The sequence below is a fragment of the Portibacter lacus genome (genome assembly GCF_021533215.1).
GTDB lineage: Bacteria > Bacteroidota > Bacteroidia > Chitinophagales > Saprospiraceae > Portibacter > Portibacter lacus.
On sequence record NZ_JAJNKA010000001.1, the window covers coordinates 162,693 to 180,623 of the forward strand.

12 protein-coding genes are annotated in these 17,931 nt (G+C 37.0%); 7 read left to right on the forward strand and 5 right to left on the reverse strand.

What is annotated here, in order from left to right; all coding sequences use genetic code 11:
- Positions 1-143 precede the first annotated feature (143 nt).
- Positions 144-1,118, forward strand: coding sequence for a PhoH family protein (locus L2586_RS00560; protein WP_235290806.1), 975 nt, complete (start codon positions 144-146; stop codon positions 1,116-1,118).
- A 38-nt stretch (positions 1,119-1,156) separates the two neighbouring features.
- The gene (locus L2586_RS00565; RefSeq protein WP_235290807.1) at positions 1,157-2,416 is read left to right on the forward strand and encodes a 3-phosphoshikimate 1-carboxyvinyltransferase; all 1,260 of its coding nucleotides are present in this window, start codon (positions 1,157-1,159) and stop codon (positions 2,414-2,416) included.
- A 297-nt stretch (positions 2,417-2,713) separates the two neighbouring features.
- Here L2586_RS00565 and L2586_RS00570 read toward each other — a convergent pair whose 3' ends face one another.
- From L2586_RS00570 to L2586_RS00585, 4 genes are all read right to left on the reverse strand, one after another.
- Positions 2,714-3,913 (reverse strand): OmpA family protein, encoded by a 1,200-nt coding sequence (locus tag L2586_RS00570; RefSeq protein ID WP_235290808.1) that lies wholly within the window; start codon positions 3,911-3,913, stop codon positions 2,714-2,716.
- A gap of 333 nt (positions 3,914-4,246) precedes the next feature.
- Positions 4,247-5,467 (reverse strand): acyl-CoA dehydrogenase family protein, encoded by a 1,221-nt coding sequence (locus L2586_RS00575; protein WP_235290809.1) that lies wholly within the window; start codon positions 5,465-5,467, stop codon positions 4,247-4,249.
- A 48-nt stretch (positions 5,468-5,515) separates the two neighbouring features.
- Positions 5,516-7,312: an eCIS core domain-containing protein gene (locus tag L2586_RS00580; protein ID WP_235290810.1), complete on the reverse strand. Its 1,797-nt coding sequence runs from the start codon at positions 7,310-7,312 to the stop codon at positions 5,516-5,518.
- A gap of 230 nt (positions 7,313-7,542) precedes the next feature.
- Entirely contained in the window at positions 7,543-8,271 is a 729-nt protein-coding gene (locus L2586_RS00585) for an NIPSNAP family protein (protein WP_235290811.1), read from the reverse strand.
- A gap of 68 nt (positions 8,272-8,339) precedes the next feature.
- Between L2586_RS00585 and L2586_RS00590 the strand changes: the two genes are divergently transcribed.
- Together L2586_RS00590 and L2586_RS00595 are read left to right on the forward strand one after the other, a co-directional pair.
- Entirely contained in the window at positions 8,340-9,248 is a 909-nt protein-coding gene (locus L2586_RS00590) for a YihY/virulence factor BrkB family protein (RefSeq protein WP_235290812.1), read from the forward strand.
- A gap of 144 nt (positions 9,249-9,392) precedes the next feature.
- Complete coding sequence (locus L2586_RS00595) at positions 9,393-11,099, forward strand: DUF2207 domain-containing protein (protein WP_235290813.1); 1,707 nt, start codon at positions 9,393-9,395, stop codon at positions 11,097-11,099.
- A 329-nt stretch (positions 11,100-11,428) separates the two neighbouring features.
- Here L2586_RS00595 and L2586_RS00600 read toward each other — a convergent pair whose 3' ends face one another.
- Positions 11,429-15,274 carry an eCIS core domain-containing protein gene (locus L2586_RS00600; protein WP_235290814.1) on the reverse strand — a complete coding sequence of 1,282 codons (3,846 nt, stop codon included), beginning with the start codon at positions 15,272-15,274 and terminating at the stop codon, positions 11,429-11,431.
- 332 nt (positions 15,275-15,606) lie between these two features.
- Here L2586_RS00600 and folB point away from each other — a divergent pair, with 332 nt between their 5' ends.
- From folB to L2586_RS00615, 3 genes are all read left to right on the forward strand, one after another.
- Positions 15,607-15,954 carry a dihydroneopterin aldolase gene (gene folB / locus L2586_RS00605; RefSeq protein ID WP_235290815.1) on the forward strand — a complete coding sequence of 116 codons (348 nt, stop codon included), beginning with the start codon at positions 15,607-15,609 and terminating at the stop codon, positions 15,952-15,954.
- A 66-nt stretch (positions 15,955-16,020) separates the two neighbouring features.
- Positions 16,021-16,740, forward strand: coding sequence for a DUF4197 domain-containing protein (locus tag L2586_RS00610; RefSeq protein ID WP_235290816.1), 720 nt, complete (start codon positions 16,021-16,023; stop codon positions 16,738-16,740).
- Between the two features lie 214 nt (positions 16,741-16,954).
- Complete coding sequence (locus tag L2586_RS00615) at positions 16,955-17,872, forward strand: GYDIA family GHMP kinase (RefSeq protein ID WP_284283782.1); 918 nt, start codon at positions 16,955-16,957, stop codon at positions 17,870-17,872.
- Positions 17,873-17,931: the final 59 nt, after the last annotated feature.

Genomic DNA, 17,931 nt, shown 5'->3' on the forward strand with positions numbered 1-17,931 from the left:
CTAGATAAATTTATCTTATTGAAATCTTTTTCGTTTTTTGTTGTTATAATAACCTGAGATCGACTATTTGTAATTGGTCTGAAGACTTAAAAAATAATCGAACTCGCTTTAATACTCACACATTAAAATTAGGAGATAAAAATTTGAGCGAAATTATTCTAACCATCGAGGGAGTAGATCCCTTAGACCTTTACGGGCATAGAAATTCCAAGTTAAATTTATTAAAAAACGCATTTCCAGAGTTAACCATCACGTCTAGGGGTAGCAATCTCAAAATTAGCGGTGATACACACAAGGCTAATCAAGCTAAATCTAAGGTGGAAATGATGGTGAAGTTGATTAAGGAAGACAAGGAATTAACGACACATACTTTACAAGATTTATTAGGAGGTGATAATCCACTGGAATATAAGTTAGGGAATGGGAATGGAAATACAACCATTGTCCATGGTAGAAATGGCAAGCCGATAAAAGCGAAGACCAAGAATCAGAAAAAAATGGTGAATCTTTCGGAAACGAATGACATCATTTTTGCGATAGGTCCAGCTGGTACTGGGAAGACTTATACCGCTGTTGCACTTGCTGTAAAAGCCTTGAAGAACAAATTGGTAAAGAAGATCATCCTTACTCGTCCAGCTGTAGAAGCAGGGGAAAGCTTAGGATTCTTGCCAGGTGATCTGAAAGAAAAAATCGATCCGTATTTACGTCCATTATATGATGCACTAGAAGATATGTTGCCGCCTGAAAAACTTGCTTTTTTCATGCAGAATGGGACTATTGAAATTGCTCCATTAGCATACATGAGAGGGCGAACACTAGATAATGCATTTATTATTTTAGATGAAGCGCAGAATACGACAACGATGCAGTTGAAAATGTTTCTGACACGACTAGGGCCATCTGCTAAGTGTATTATAACTGGTGATTTGTCACAGGTGGATTTACCAAGGAGAATGAAATCAGGATTGATTACAGCATTGGATATATTATCGCCTATAGATGGTATCGGAAAGATATTCATGACAGCAGATGATGTGGTTCGACACCGGTTGGTTAAGCAAATTATCATTGCCTACGATAAAGAATCAGAGCGCCTAAATGCAGACGAAGCCCAATAACTTTCTTATTTTCGCCGATTCATATAACACGGTTGATGATGAAGCAATTCAAGGTAGCAAAGGCAAACAGAAGCATCGAAGGAACGATTTCTTTAGATGGATCGAAGAGTTTAAGTAATAGGGCGCTGATTATTAGAGCGTTGTGTACGGATGACTTTCAGATAAATCATTGTGCCACTGCAGATGATGTAGTAGGAATGCAGACGTTATTAGATTCTAGTGATGACGTATTAGATGCACATCATGCCGGTACCACTTTTAGATTCTTGTGTTCTTACTTGTGCCTGCAGAGTGGAAAACAGACCTTGACCGGAAGCATTAGAATGCAAGAGCGGCCTATCGGACCTTTAGTGGATGCACTTCGAAAAGTAGGTGCAGAAATTGAGTATCTTAAGAATGATGGTTACCCACCTTTGAAAATCGGAGAGATAAACCCGGACGATTATAATCATAAGGTAGAAGTATCTGCCGGAATCTCTAGCCAATTTATTTCTTCGCTTTTATTGATCGCTCCTTCATTGCCTAAAGGGTTAGAGATAACACTAGTAGGTGACTTAGTTTCTAGACCTTATCTAGAAATGACCTTGAAAATGATGGAATATTTCGGAGTAAAGCATACATGGGAAGGTCAAGTTATTACGGTAGAACCTCAACCATATAAGGCAAAGGATATTACCATAGAGGCGGATTGGTCAGCAGCTTCTTACTATTATATTATGGCTGCATTTTCTGACAAAGTGGATCTCGTACTTGAAGGATTGAATGAAGAAAGCTTGCAAGGAGATTCATCCATTGCTGAAATTATGGAAGCTTTTGGGATTTCTTCTGAATTTTCAGGAAATCAAGTTCATTTGAAAAAAGATGGTGCAGAAAAGCAACTGGTTGATCATGATTTTTTACTTGCACCAGATATCGCGCAAAGTGTTGCAGTAGCTTGTGCTGGAACTGGAAAACCTGGAGTCTTCTCTGGCTTAAAAACATTGAAAATTAAAGAAACGGATAGAATTGCTGCCTTACAGAAAGAGTTGGGGAAAGTAGGTGTTTATTTTACTTTGATGCCTCCTAAATTTGCCAAGGTAAGTAAGAAAGAGTTTTATATGGTAGAAGGAAAAGCAGCTTCTCCTGATCAGATGCCTGATTTTGATACTTATAAAGATCACAGGATGGCGATGGCATTCGGGCCTTTAGCGATGTTGTTTCCTATTATCGTTAATGAACCAGATGTCGTTTCGAAATCCTATCCAGCGTATTGGGAAGATTTGAAAAAATTAGGATTTGAAGTGGAAGAGATTATTTGAAAAAAGTCAAGAGTTTTATGTCTCAAGACTAATGGCTAAGGAAGCAAATTCTAATTCACTCGATCTACGATCTCACTCTTTTTTTCTCGGACTAAAATCCAAGGTCCTGTGGGAGTTTAGTAGTCGATTTTGATTGTTGTTTAGGAAGTAAAAAACAAGAAACTAGAAACAGAAAACTCTTTTTCTTTCTCGGACTAAAATCCAAGGTCCTGTTTTAACCTATATTGTCGATACAACAGACTCAAGACTCAAGACTTAGGACTTAGGACTTAGGACTCAAGACTTAGAACAAAAGACTCAATTCACATTAAGAATAGTAATCTCTACTCTTTGATTTCTTTTACGTCCTTCTTTGGTATCGTTCGAGGCGATCGGTTTGCGTTTTCCATAACCTTTATATTCAAGTCGACTTGGCCTTATCCCTTTTCTAATAATATACTCAGCAATTTCCTTCGCTCTCTCGGTTGACAATTTATCGCAGTAGGCAGATGGCGGTATACCATTTGTATGGCCACCAATTTCAATTCTAATATTGGGGTTTTCTTCTAAGAAATCATAAACTTCATTCAATGCGCTGTAAGAATCCTTGTTTATAGACGAACTGTCGGCGGCGAAATAGAGCTTATTAATTTGTATCGTTTGCCCTTTGGCGATGGTTTCACTGTTTAATTCTTGCGTGATGATTTTTTGCTTCTTAGGTCGTGGTACAATTTCTTCTGGAACGTCATTCTTAGCTACTTCCGGTTCTACGACATCTTTTGGATTCGGCTTAGGAGTAACTACCTTTGGTTTCGGTTTGACAGGAGTTTCTGCAACTTCGAAAGGTTCTTCATTCGGACATGGAATTCGCTTAATTTCAGATATATTATCGATAAGTAAGTTACCATTATATGGAAGGAGAACTGGCGTCTTATAGAATGCTTCTAACGTTAAATAGTAAATGTTATCGCTCGCTTCGAATTCGAATTCATAGTTTCTCCAATCGGTATGCGAAATTAATTGAGATTCAGCAAGAATCTGTTTCTTCTCGCACGGTCTAAGCCCACCATATATTCTAAGAACTAAAGGATTTCCTTGACTTTTTACTTCATCTGAAGAATCATTCGTTTGCTTATTAACATAATTGTCGGACCTTGAAAGGAAAAGATTTATAGAATAACATTGACCTTCTTTTAAAGGTGCAGAAAGCAACTGACTTACAGATTCCCAAGTTTCATTTTCTCTTGCAACAAGTCCAATGTATGTTTTACCATCTTGTGCTGGTTTCTGAACTCTAAAGAAATTTCCAGGGTGAATATCAGGAGGCGTTTCGGAAGGGAACATAAATGGTCCGCAATCGATCCAACCTGCAGCTGAAATACCAGAATATGCGGCACCACCTGCTCTTGGTAAACCCTCGAAAGAAGGATTCTTAAGATATATAACTTCTTCTTGTGCTTGAGCCGAAAAACCGACTAAAAGGCAAAATATAAAACTAATTCCCGTCAAAATTTTCATAAAAAAAGTTTCTATAGATCGACAATTTAAGGATTCCATATAATAAAAGCGTTAGAAACTTCAAAAAGTTGCTTCTGACATGTCTTTAAGAATTCATTAACGATAATATTTGTTTCAAAATAATCGATTTTTTGCTTCTGTCTTATTATCCAGCGATCTGAAATTAATTTCCCTTTGACCAAGTGATTTGGAATCAAGTTTCCATATGGCCCGGTGATCCATACAAAATTTGAATAATAATATATAGCTAGACCTTGATGGTTTAATCTTAATTAAAAATATTGTATTTCGGGTTCATCGATCCATCATTAAGTAAGGGACTCACTTATCTTATTAGCTAAATGCATTTAATCCAGTAACATCCATTCCCGTTATCAGTAAGTGAATATCGTGTGTACCTTCATAAGTGAGTACCGTTTCCAAGTTCATCATATGACGCATAACAGGATATTCATTAGTAATTCCCATTCCACCATGAATTTGTCTGGCTTCTCTAGCGATTTCTAATGCCATATGGACGTTGTTTCGCTTCGCCATTGAAATCTGTGCAGGTGTTGCTTTTTCATTATTGGCTAAATTGCCTAAACGCCAAGCTAGCAATTGAGCCTTAGTGATTTCGGTAATCATTTCAGCCAATTTCTTTTGTGTCAATTGGAATCCGCCAATTGGTTTTCCGAATTGAACTCTTTCTTTCGAATACCTCAAAGCGGAATCATAACAATCTAATGCTGCACCGATAGCACCCCATGCAATTCCATACCTTGCTTTGGATAGGCAAGAAAGTGGCCCTTTTAGACCTTTTACATTCGGAAGGACATTAGCTTTCGGTACTCGTACATTATCGAAAACCAATTCTCCAGTGATAGATGCTCGCAATGACCATTTTCCATGAATTTCTGGAGCAGAGAATCCGGGCATATCTTTTTCAACGATTAAGCCTCTAATAATACCTTCTTCGTCTTTTGCCCAAACCACAGCGATATCCGCAAGTGGTGAATTTGTGATCCACATTTTGGCACCATTAAGAATGTAGGCATCTCCGTCATCTTTGATATTAGTAACCATAGAACTTGGATCAGAACCATGATCAGGTTCAGTTAATCCGAAACAGCCGATGAATTCTCCACTTCCTAATTTCGGAAGATATTTCATGCGTTGCTCTTCAGATCCGAAACGGTAGATCGGAAACATCACTAATGATCCTTGAACAGATGCCATGGATCTTACACCCGAATCACCTCTTTCTAGTTCTTGCATGATGATGCCATAAGCGATTTCGTCCATTCCTCCTCCGCCATATTTAGCAGGAATAGATGGGCCGAAAGCTCCTATTTCAGCAAGGCCCTTGAAAAGATGTGTAGGGCATGCTGCTTTATTAGAATAATGCTCGATGATGGGAGAAACTTCTTGTTTGACCCATGCGCGAACAGCATCTCTGGCTAGCAGGTGATCTTCAGTTAGTAATTCGTCAATGTTATAGTAGTCGTGACCTTCGTAGTGGTCGGTTCGGCTGGATATTTTCACATCTGAATTGTTAGTATCATTGTGGCTCATGATTCTCTTTTTATTTGTCTATGCAATGATAAGGAGAAAGTTTTTAATTTATCTGTTTCGCCATTCTTTGTTTTTCATATAAATTCTAGCCAAGTAATCTACAAGGGTGTTTGTGTCATTTAATCCATTTAAACCCAAATTGGACATATTGAAATCACCAGAATCACGCATTTCCATTACAAAACCACTTGACCCTTTTACGTCTTCAGGAGCTATTTCTGCGCTCCACGGGTTTTTCATTGCTTCAAACACCCAATCTGTAGCACCATTTAATATAGAATCAATCCAATGACCTGAGAGAATATTATTGTTATTATAGGTAATTCCTTGAAATACTTCATCAGCAGCAGTTCTATTACATCGATTTAATATTATATTTCTAACAGCAGTTCTTTTTGCATTTGAATCGTCTAGTATAAAAGCTGGGTAAGATTTATTAATGATATTATTTCTTACAGATGAAAGTTTCGATTTATACATTACGGAAGTATGATTTTTCCTATAACCTCCGCGTCCTTGATTTACACTACCAGCTAAAATATAATTACAAATTAGTACAATCAATCCCTTTAAGTCCTGGTAACCCTGCCTTATTGTATGTACTCTTTTTGGGTATGCAGCATGTATATCTGTCATAATCAAATTTGCAGTTGGTTGAGCTTGATGTGTGCCATGGCTTACTCTATCATGCCTAACATGACCGAGATAACCAGTAGCAACTGTTTCATTTTGAAAAATGTTTCCTATGTTTTTCAATTTAACTCCCATTGTTGATTGAGGGCCAACTCTATCCCAATAATTTGCAGGAATTGGTACACCTCCAGGAATTTGCCCTATGTTTATATTCAAGCCACTACCAGGAGGTCCAACATTTGGGGCATTTTGAATAGGGCCATGATTAGCTTGAGCATAAACACTTAAATTCTGTAAGTCTGTAACCCATCCTGTTGCAACGTTTCTGAAATTATTATTTGACAAATTGTCCGCAATTGGATCTGTAACAAACTCGATAATACTCCAGTCGTTGTATGGTTCATTTGGAATATTTGCATGACCAGGTAAATGATCTACCATTAATTTACCGCCTGGAAATGGAGCTTCAAGCCAATTATTACCAATGTTCATATAGTTATTTGGTGGGTTTGGGTCTTGTAATGATACAGGAATCCCAGTTTCAATTTCAAACCCTATCCGTCTCTGAATTGGTTGAAAGGAATCGGATGAAAAAGAATTTTTATTTTTAAGGGGATTTGATGAAATATTCTTCATCTCCATCGCTTTCGCTCCCATCACATCCGCCTCTTTCTCTAATCCAGCGTCATCATTCACACCGATGCCCTTCATCTGAGTAGTCGCTTGAACCCTGCCTTGTTTCTGTTGTACCACATGCCATGCTTCATGAGGTAAGTGTTTTTCTTGACCTGCAGCAACATGGATGTCTGTTCCTTGTGTATAGGCATGTGCTTGTAATTGGGCTGGTTTCGAAGAGTTGTAATGAACATTGACATCATCTAATGAAAAACCTGATAGATTTTCGATTCCTGATTTGAGTTGATTTGGTAGTCCTGTATTGTTGGGTTTGGATGGAGAACTATCTTCGTTAGGAGGTGATGATGAAGCATCAGCAGGTGGTTCACTTCCTTCAGCAGCTAATTGATAAGCTGGTTCTGGGGAAACTTTTTCCTCTTTTTCCTCCGTTTCTGGATTTTCCGGGGTGGCTCTTAACTGGAAAGTAGGAGGAGACATGCTAACTCTGTCATCAGCATTTTCTGCACTAATGTTCTCATTAGCATTTGCTTTCCCAAAGGCTTTGGGTTGAGCAACAAAGTCGTGTATTTTATCCATTTCTTGGGGTCAGGACAAAAACGAGTAAATTGTACTTAAGTTGTCTTTTCGGAATCCTATAAGTGGGTGTTTACAGAATACTTGGTTTTGGCTTTTTTTTAAAGGTTAATTAATATTCTAAATTTAATGCTTATCCGCATAAAATGCAAATCCCAAGCTGAGAAAATTATATCCGAAATACTTTTCCTTGAATGACTTAAATAACATTGACCTAAAAGAAAAAAATCCGATTAATAATCTGAATATTCCGTCGGATGAAGAAAGTGGATATCAATGTGAGATACGTTTTTCTGATATTTCGGCATTGCTTTTAATGTATTCCAGACTGGAGAATCCACAAAAGCTTTCCAGTTTTGATCTCTACTTTCCTGATTTTGATGTGTAGTCATGTACATTAGATTCGGCATCGCATCTCCAGCAATAACTTCGGCGTAGAAGACCGCATTAAAACCCAACTCAACGAAGAGTTTTACTTCGCCCCCTTCATTGAACATTTCCACCTTATTTTTATAGGATTTCTCCGTGACGGACTCATAACTTCGTAACTCATAGATTCGTTCATTTCTAGGCCCATCCAATGGACTTGGCTTTAACATTGGCATATGGCTGAAAGCTTTTAAGAAAATGGTATTAACTCTATTATAGTGCTTTTCATCTGGGTAGGCATCTAAGATTTCTTGTTCTGAGTTATAGATGGACATTATGTCATTTGACGGGACTAAAACGTATGTTTTCAGAATAGAATCTTTCTCCGTTATACTGTTTTTGAAAACACCAATATTCTTAAAACCTTTCTTTTTGAGCATGGGCATATAGACTTCACTTAAAAATTGGTCCGTCATTTCCATTTCAGTCGCATCCTGAAATTGAAAAATCTTAAGCTGATAATATTCTTGCGTCTGAGCAGATGATATCAACTGAAAGGAAAAGTAAAGTAGGATGATTAAGAAATTCTTCATTATTGATCATTTTGATAAGTGAAAAATAGAACAAATGGATTATAAAAGAAGTAAAGTAATAAAAAGATATGGCAACAAGAATTAAGAGAACATTTATGTTATTACGAGAAACTGGGCAAAGCTTCTTCACAAAAGACCCAATGACTTATGGTGCATCGATCGCTTTTTATACTCTTGTTTCCTTGCCAGCGATTACGCTTCTATTATCATTAGTGCTTGGTACGGCTTATCAAGCAGATAATGCACAAGCAAAATTGCTAGAGCAACTCAACCGATTTATGGGTCCTTCGAGCGTGGAAACGGTCGACATGATTCTGGAAAATGCAGGTGATCTAGGAAAGACTTGGTGGGCGAAAACGATCGGGATTAGTACCTTGATTTTTAGTGCGACAACTGTCTTTATTTCTCTTCAAAATGCGCTTAACAATATCTGGAACTTGAAACCGAAGCCGGAATCTTCCATTATAAAGTATATCGTTAATAGAGTCCTAAGTTTTGCAATGGTGGTGAGTTTAGGATTTTTAATGCTAGTGACACTGGTCGTAGATAGCCTGGTCCTGATAATTGAAAATTTCTTCTCTAACCTTCTTTCAGATGTGGGGATGGTTTTTGTTCAGACGATCAACTTTACCATCAGTCTGCTCATAACGACGTTCTTGTTTGCGCTTATTTTTAAATTTTTGCCGGATGCGGAAATAAAGTGGAAACAGGTAAGAATCGGTGGTCTTTTCACTGCCATGTTATTTATCTTAGGGAAATACTTACTTGGTATATACTTAAGTTTTTCTGATGTGGGATCGGCCTATGGTGCAGCAGGATCTTTGGTGTTGTTTTTAACATGGGTTTATTATTCGAGTATTATTCTTCTGTTCGGTGCGAACTTCACTTATGTTTATTCTAAGCGCGGGGAAGATCTGATTCAGCCTAGCAAACACGCAACATTTATAGAAACTAAGGAAGTTGACTCCATAATATAATTTCTGAAATCATTTTTACCTAGGCGAATACAGTCTCATTTATTTTATTGTTATCGAAGTAAGAGATAACTTTATCGATAAAGTTATCTTAATGGAATCTTATTGAACAGAAGTTCATTAGTAATATCGACAAATAAAAATAAAATGAAACAGCTTTTACAACTAATACTTTTCTTATTCTTTACAACAGGAGTCAGTGCCCAGACCTACTTTATCGATAGTTTTCGGATAGATATTCAAGCGACGGAAGATGGAGCGATGAGCGTAAATGAGGTCATTGATGCTAATTTTGTAAAGCAAAGCCGAGGAATTATAAGGACGATTCCGTATATCTATAAGCATGATAAAAAGAAATACACGACACCCATTTCAAGAATATCAGTGACTGGGCATCAGAAGCGAATCACTAAAGAGAGTGGAAATTTGAGGATTAGAATAGGTGATCCTGATGTTTACATAAGTGGTGCACAGAAATATGATATTGGTTATACGGTGGAAGATGCCATTGTGGAATATGCTGAACATCAAGAAATATACTGGAATCTTACCGGGAATTCTTGGGACACCGAGTTAAACAATGTCAGTTTTAGAGTGGAGTTACCAAAAGATGTGAGTCTTTCATCAGATGATGTCAAGCTTTTCACTGGAGAAACGGGTTCAACAGATGCTGGTGCTGTTTTCAATATCAGAGGAAGGGAAATCTCAGGATTTTTACCTAGAAAGCTAAATGCAAATGAAGGGTTAACAATTGCAATAAGGTTGCCTCTCGGCTATTTTAACGATTTACCAAATGTAGAAAGTTTTCAGAGTTACGGCATTGATAAGACAAAGAATAAGCCTTGGTATCTGGCAATTCCCTTGGTGTTGTTCGGATTTATATGGCAATGGTGGCGTAACCGCAGAAAGGTTCATATCAAAGAAGGACCTGTAGAGCAGAAATTTTATCCGCCTAAAGGACTGACATCTGCACATGTAGGAGCCTTTATAGACCACAAAGTTCAGGATAGAGATGTGATTTCTCTAATTCCATATTGGGCGACAGAAGGTTTTATAAAAGTGAGAGGTCTCGAAGACGGGGATATGGAATTATTCAAGCTTAAAGATCTGCCTGCTGATTTTCCTAAGTATGAGCAAGATTTTTACTACGCCATTTTTGCTGGTTCAGATTCTATTTTGTTTTCGAATGCTAAGCACAAATTTGGTATGCATTACATGAAAGTCAAAAAAGCATTAACCAAGGAAATAGAAGCAGCTGGATATTATGATGCCAGTTATGTTTGGTTGTTTAAGACCTGGAGATGGCCAGTTATTACGACATTAATGATTGTGTCCGGATTCCTGTTAGCTGTATTTCAAGGATATTTAATCTTCGGAATTGGGTTAGGTTTATTGGGTTTGATGTGCTTTGGATTTTCTTTTTTTACAGCTCCTTTATCAGCTTATGGCCGAGAAGTCCATGATCACTTGCGTGGTCTTGCAGATTTCTTAGAAAATGGACATGAAGACGATTTAAAAAGACTGAGTGATGAAGATGAGAACTACTTTAGTCACATGTTGCCTTATGCGGTAGCTTTTGGCTTAGATGACCAATGGCTTCAAACTTATGAAAGTTATAGTCGGAATACAGCTCCATTCTGGTATGAAGCTATGTATATGGGAAGTTTAATCAGGCCAAATTTCGGTGTGTTCAGAAAGGGTTTTGAAGTCAAAGAAGTTACAGAAGTATTTACAAGTTTTCCAGAACCGGCATTTACATCTGGCGGCGGAGGGTTTTCTTCTGGTGGCGGATTTTCATCAGGAGGAGGATTCAGTGGTGGAGGCTTCGGTGGAGGTGGAGGAAGTAGTTGGTAAATTTTATAAACTTCGAATTAATAAGATAAAAAGAGGCTACGGAAGTATAAACTGTCGTAGCCTCTCTAGTTTTTTAGAATTCTTAATGGTCTAAAGCATCTATTACTAAAGATATAGATTAGGTCTTGTTTCTTTTTAAGGATGCGGAAATCTTCTTCCACCAGTAATTTATAAACAGAACGGTTAGCCCTAGGAAATCTATTTGTAGGCCAATGTTAGAACTTCCTAAAAGTAGAGATTCCAGGCTTGAACTGAAACCCTTGTCACTTACTGTATAAGTCCAAGTGGAAGAGTGTTGGAGGTTTACAGTTTTTAGCTCAAAGTAGTAATTACCATGATTTCATTTTCTTCGAAACCAAGGAAACGGCTCCTTTTCTTCCTTTTCTCTTTTCTATTCTTTCAATTTTTTCTTTAGTGATATTTAGGGCCTCAATAACGAGCAATGCTTCGTATTTTTCTTTAGGATTTCCATCAAAGTAAAAATGAACAGCTTCCTGCGATAGTAGTTCTCGTCTTGACTCGGCCATTTCTACACAAGCATCTTCCAGCGCCTTGTTAGCTGCACCTTCATCTGCATCGTTATCTTTTGCAGCTATAGCAGCTGCCCCTAAATCCATAAGGTGTTGCGGGAATGCTCCTGTTTCACCCTGACCTACTGCTCCTTTTACGGCATCTGCCATTTTATGCCTCCACGCAGCTCTCTTTTTAAAGTGTTGGACAATTTTCCCTATCACTATTCCTAATCCGATGAGTGCAGCACCTATTCCTAATATTGCAGCACCTATTCCTAATGTAGTAATAGAAAGAGCAACAATCCCAAGAATACCTCCTGCTATGGCAGCTCCTCCTGCAATGGCTGTAATAGCACCGCCCAGTTTCTTTTTGCGTTTCTTCTCTTTAGCAAAACGAGCAATCGTTTTAATTTTTTCTGTTTCAAGAGTTGGAAGTAAATTGGCTAGAGCCTTTTCGCTTTTATAACCTCTATAAATTGCTTTTATCCCTAAAAAAACGCCTATTGCTCCAAATAAAATTCCCACTGGACCTAGGAAATAAGATACCCCTGTAGTTACTGAGGCAGCTACAGATCCAGTTGCAAGTACACCAGGTGCACCTACTATTCCTCCAGCAAGCCCAACTGTTGTTTGATATACATCTTCAGCTCCTAAAATATCTCCAGCCAAGTCTTTACCAGTTGAATGCTCTATACCAGTGGGTACTGATCGAGCTGATTGTTCTTTAACAAATAAAGCATGTGTTTCTTGTGCAATATTTATGATGTTCATACCAAGTCCAGTATCTCCAGTATTCTTGGCTGAATAGGCATATTTTTCAAGATTTTCGGCAATGTTCTTAAGTAAATCAATAATAGACGAAGTACTACTGTCAATTTCGTCACTCGTTTTAGGATCTGTTTCATCTAGCTTTCCTTTTATATCATTGATAGCAGGACCCGCTTTATCCACTTCTGCTTGCAAGTCACCTTGGTCTTCTTCTGCATTTGATATAAATATATTAGAAGAGATTTTATTAATGATTTCTTTGACTTTAACCTTAAGATTTTTATAATCCGACAATTTTTCTGTTAGTGTGTCATGGGCAGCATTATAATTATTTTCCGAGTCTGACTTTAGAAATGTTTCATCTCTTAAATACATGTCATCATCCTCTAAAACTTTACCATTGACCTTTTCGGCTTTAAAATATTTATAGATATGTTCGCCATCTCGATCTTCATCTCGAAGTGAATCATCTTCTTGATTTGGACCTCTTCTTGATTTTAATTTCTTACTAGTATCAATAGTTACTAAGTCCCCGCTTTTTAAAACTGTTGAATATTCGCCTTCAAATAATGAGGTTCTTCCTTCATCTAGTTTAACTAAATGAGTAACGCCAGTTATAGAAACAGATTCAGATTTTAGCTGTATAGTCTTTAATTGACTTACATTCTTATTCTGAAAGGTTTTTTGTGATTGAGTAGTTTCTTTAATAGTCTTCATCTGCATTGCCTTCGCACCCATCACATCCGCCTCCTTCTCTAATCCTGAATCGTCATTAATGTTATATGCTTTTAGCTGTGCAGTCGGTTTTACTCTTCCCTGCTTCTGCTGAACTACGTGCCAAGCTTCGTGTGGAAGGTGCTTTTCTTGTCCTGAAGCAAGATGGATATCTGTTCCTTGTGCATATGCGTGCGCCTTTAACTGTGCCGGTTTGTCTGAATTGTAATGAACATGAACATCATCGAGTGAATATCCTGATAAGGATTCTATCCCTGATTTTAGTTGAGTGGGAAGTCCTGTGTTGTTTTTTTCTTTTAGTTGAAAAGGAGGTGTTCCTGGAGCGTTGATAGATTTTTCTTGAATAATTTCAGATGCTGAATCATCTTCAGTTGATGTAGTATGATAATGTTCACCTTCCATTTCCCCTTCATCTTCTTTATTATCTGTGCTTAACCAATTCCAGAACTGTTCTCTTCCTTTATAATAATTATTGCCGGGTTCTTTTATTGTACCAAGTTCAAAAACTGGAAATCCCCAATCATGAAATTGTGATAGAATATCAATTTCATTATAATTCATTGCAATATCTGCACTTTGTGCATCTTTATAATCACTTTTCGTTAGATCTTGAAAAGTTGCAGTATTTTCTGACCAGAATGATTTTCGGCTAGATAGAGACCCTAATTTATGATGTTCTCGTAGTCTTCTTTGGAACATATGCATCCATTCTTCTAAATAGACAGGTATTATCAGTTTTGCTAGTTCAGGAATTTCATAGAATTGAGATTTCCGATTTTCGTCATCTTCTTGCATATTCATTGGAATTACAAATGGTAATTTTATTTTGTTTTCAAATGCCATCGCCTTCATAACTTTAGACATTGACTTATTGATTAGCTCCTGTAATGAGTTATACCATATATAATTTCTACCACTTTGCGATATTCCTATAATGTTAAATCCAAAGTTTGCCGCATAATCTTGACTAGATAATAGTGAATGCGCCTCCTCATATTGACCATTTTGATAAGCATCTTTTGCGGAAATTATGTAAGAACGCATTTCATTGATTTTATCAGCTTCCCAGGACTCCCCAGTATTAATTTCTTCTTTGACATCTTTGCCTTTGTCTACTGTTGTAGTTGACTTGGATTCACTTGTGGGATTAGAACTAGTGGAAGAAGAACTAGATGCAGCTGAGCTAGGTGGTGGAGCAGTTGATGCTTTTACTTTATGATGCTCAATCATATTAGCTAGAGCTTGTTCTGGATCATCACTAAACTCACCTAATCGCTGAGAAATATAGATGTATGGAGGTGAACCTGTATTAAATTGATTCAATAGACTTTCAAGGCTATTAACAATTAATCGAAGGTCTTGTGTTTCAAGGCCATCTTTAAGTTGTTGAATTTTACTACTAACTGAACCAAATTTCTTTGCGGCTTTGCCGCCTATCTTGTCAGAGGCACCTTTAACAAAAGAATTGAATTTTGACTTTTTCTGATCCTGTTTTGAATTGAATTCTGTCAAATCCCAATCTTGCTTTTGGATAATCTTTAATTGAGAGAGAGAATTAGATGTTTTTAGATTGGTATGAGTTAGAGAGCGTGCTGAATATTTAGTTTTAGATTCACTTGCTTTCGCACCCATTACGTCCGCTTCTTTTTCTAAGCTGGAATCATCATTTACGCCGATTCCCTTTTTCTGAGTGGTAGGCTGAACTCTTCCCTGCTTCTGCTGAACTACGTGCCAAGCTTCGTGTGGAAGGTGCTTTTCTTGTCCTGAAGCAAGATGGATATCTGTTCCTTGTGCATATGCGTGCGCCTTTAACTGTGCCGGTTTGTCTGAATTGTAATGAACATTAACATCATCGAGTGAATATCCTGATAAGGATTCTATCCCTGATTTTAGTTGAGTGGGAAGTCCTGTGTTATTAGGAGTGAAAGGTTCATCATTTCCTTCGGAACCGGAGCTGTCATCACTAGGAGGTCCGCTACCTTCAGCTGCAAATTGAAAGGGTTGAACTTGTTGTTCTACCGTATTTTCCTCTTTTTCTGAGTTTTCGGCTTTAAGTTGAAGTGCAGGAGGGTTTAGAGCAACGTTCGCTGCTTCGAAACTAACGCTATTGGCATTAGATTGTAAGGATGATAATACATCCCGGTCTGATGTTTTTTCCATATGATGGGGTTTTGGAAAAAACAAGGGCTATAGAAAGACTCTTTCTAGTGGTTATTTTGGGGTCTTTTGGTTAAGCACTTGTCAGGGTTATTTAATATAATCTAAATATATCACTATAAAATCATAAAATCAAATGCTACGGATCATTGGTTGGATAATTACGTAGCACTACGTACAAAATATATCCTGATCGCTTTTATTATCTCAAGGTTATTGCAGCTAGTAGAGTCAAATGTGTGGGCTTAATGATATCACCTTTTTTCAGATTGCAAATTTTATCTACTAGGAAAAACTTTAAATAAAATCCTAAATTTGATTTCTAATTAATAATTATGACACGAATCGGACTTGAAGAAATGGAATTTTATGCTTTTCACGGATACTATGAAGGGGAAAGGAAGATGGGTAATAAATACTTACTAGATGTATTTGTGGAATTGAAAAGTGAATTGACGAATTCAGAAGATATAGATGACACAGTTAATTACGAAGACATTTATGCGATTTGTAAGGAAGAAATGGATGAACCTCGGCAATTGCTCGAAACAGTGGCGTATGCTATAGTAGATCGATTAAAGTCAACTAAGAAGATCATTGCAAAAGTAGACTTGAAATTAAAAAAAGTAGGTGTTCAGCTGGGCGGAAAAGTGAAGCAATCAGTCATAGAATATTCAGGTTAAATAAAACTTTAAGATTTAGATAACGAATAAATTCCGATTTTTGGGGTTATACAATAAAATAATAGAATGAAAAAAATAATACTATTTACGGTAATGCTGTTTACCATGTCTTCGTGTGATCAAGCTACTATGCAGAAAATATTAGATGCTGCTGGTTCTGTAACAAGCGAATTATCAACAGAAGAAATAGCAAAAGGACTAAAGGAAGCATTAGGCCAAGGTGTAGAAAAAGGTGTGACTTATTTGTCTAAAACGGACGGTTTTTATAAGACTTCTTATAAGATTTTACTTCCAGAAGAAGCGCAAAACGTCGTATCTAAGTTACAGATGATTCCGGGATTCAGTAATGTAGAAGAGATTATTTTAGAGAAAATAAATAGATCGGCAGAAGAAGCGGTGAAAAAGGCGAGTCCAATTTTTGTGAATGCCATTACCTCTATGACAATTAATGATGCAATGGGTATATTGCTAGGTGAGAAAAATGCCGCAACATCTTACTTGAATCAGAAAACTTATAATCCATTAGTAGGTGAATTCGAGCCGGTGATTATAACCGCATTAAATAAATATAATGCTCTAGATTATTGGGAGGATGCTGTAAATGCTTATAACAAAATTCCATTTGTACAGAAAATGAATCCGAGACTCGAGCAATACATCACGGAGAAAGCACTCTCTGGTCTGTTTGACAGAGTAGAGAAAGAAGAGTTGAATATCAGAGAAAATATCAATGCTAGAAGTACAGACTTGTTAAGGAGAGTTTTCGCTAAACAAGACGGAGTATAAGTTGAAAGCGTTTTATATTTCGGAATGTGCTCGTATTTCGAAATATAGCATATTCCTATTTCTGTATGCTTGAATTATATTTCTTGATTTGACATAAATTCAAATCAATTAGGATAGATATGTTAAAAATAAAATAAATATAAAAAAGTAATATATAATATTTTTATATTTATTACCTTCGTTCGCATTAGTTTTTAAACGAAAACCTACGGACATCAAAGGTAACTATTACGCTCACGGGAAAGTACTGCTAACTGGGGAATATGCAGTATTAGACGGCGCTAAGGCGATAGCTTTACCGACGAAGAAAGGTCAATCTTTAACATTCAAGCAGAATAAAGGATCCGATATTGTATGGAAAGCGTATGATCATTTGGGTGAAGAGTGGTTTTCAGCAAAAATTTCTTTGTTTGATTTCGCCGCAATCAAAACAACAGATGAAGAAACAGCTCAACGGTTAAAAAAACTTCTTAAGAATGCCGTTCGTTTAAATTCAGAATTTCTCTCCAAGTGGAACGGATTTAAAGTAGAAACAAGACTTGAGTTTCCTAATAATTGGGGTTTAGGTTCCAGTTCTACACTTACCTATTTAGTCGCTCAGTGGGCGGATGTTCATCCTTTATTGTTGCACTTTAAAAATAGTAATGGTTCTGGTTATGATGTCGCTTGTGCAGGTGCAGATGGTCCTATTTATTATAAATTAGAAGACGGAACCATTAACTGGGAAGAAATAGACTATAACCCTAGTTTCAAGAAACACCTTCATTTCGTGCACTTAGGCAAAAAGCAATCTTCCGAAGATGGAATTAAGTACTATTCTAAAACGGTAAAGAAAAAGGCAGAGTTTGTCAAAGAATCTAATCAGATGGCCACAGAAATGGAAAGGTGTACATCTCTTAAAGGTTTCATTAAGTTGATTGCCGAAAATGAATTAATGGTTTCTAAAGCACTTAAGCTGGAAACTTGCAAGTCTACTCATTTTTCTGATTTTAATGGCGAAATTAAATCACTAGGCGCTTGGGGTGGAGATTTTGTTTTAGCAGCTTCTGAAATGGATAGCGAAGATGTCAAAGCTTATTTTGCTAAAAAGGGTTTTGATCAATGTTTAAGCTACGATGAATTTGTATTGTAATATCTTCTAAAAAGAATTACCGATTATATTTTCTTGAACTTCTTATTAGGTTAAGATTA

Excerpts from the sequence above, each read along its gene's own strand:
- folB (WP_235290815.1), top strand. The coding sequence starts at position 15,607 with ATGACACGAATCGGACTTGAAGAAATGGAATTTTATGCTTTTCACGGA.
- L2586_RS00580 (WP_235290810.1), bottom strand. The coding sequence starts at position 7,312 with ATGGATAAAATACACGACTTTGTTGCTCAACCCAAAGCCTTTGGGAAA.
- L2586_RS00585 (WP_235290811.1), bottom strand. The coding sequence starts at position 8,271 with ATGAAGAATTTCTTAATCATCCTACTTTACTTTTCCTTTCAGTTGATA.
- L2586_RS00575 (WP_235290809.1), bottom strand. The coding sequence starts at position 5,467 with ATGAGCCACAATGATACTAACAATTCAGATGTGAAAATATCCAGCCGA.
- L2586_RS00610 (WP_235290816.1), top strand. The coding sequence starts at position 16,021 with ATGAAAAAAATAATACTATTTACGGTAATGCTGTTTACCATGTCTTCG.
- L2586_RS00595 (WP_235290813.1), top strand. The coding sequence starts at position 9,393 with ATGAAACAGCTTTTACAACTAATACTTTTCTTATTCTTTACAACAGGA.
- L2586_RS00600 (WP_235290814.1), bottom strand. The coding sequence starts at position 15,274 with ATGGAAAAAACATCAGACCGGGATGTATTATCATCCTTACAATCTAAT.
- L2586_RS00590 (WP_235290812.1), top strand. The coding sequence starts at position 8,340 with ATGGCAACAAGAATTAAGAGAACATTTATGTTATTACGAGAAACTGGG.
- L2586_RS00570 (WP_235290808.1), bottom strand. The coding sequence starts at position 3,913 with ATGAAAATTTTGACGGGAATTAGTTTTATATTTTGCCTTTTAGTCGGT.
- L2586_RS00565 (WP_235290807.1), top strand. The coding sequence starts at position 1,157 with ATGAAGCAATTCAAGGTAGCAAAGGCAAACAGAAGCATCGAAGGAACG.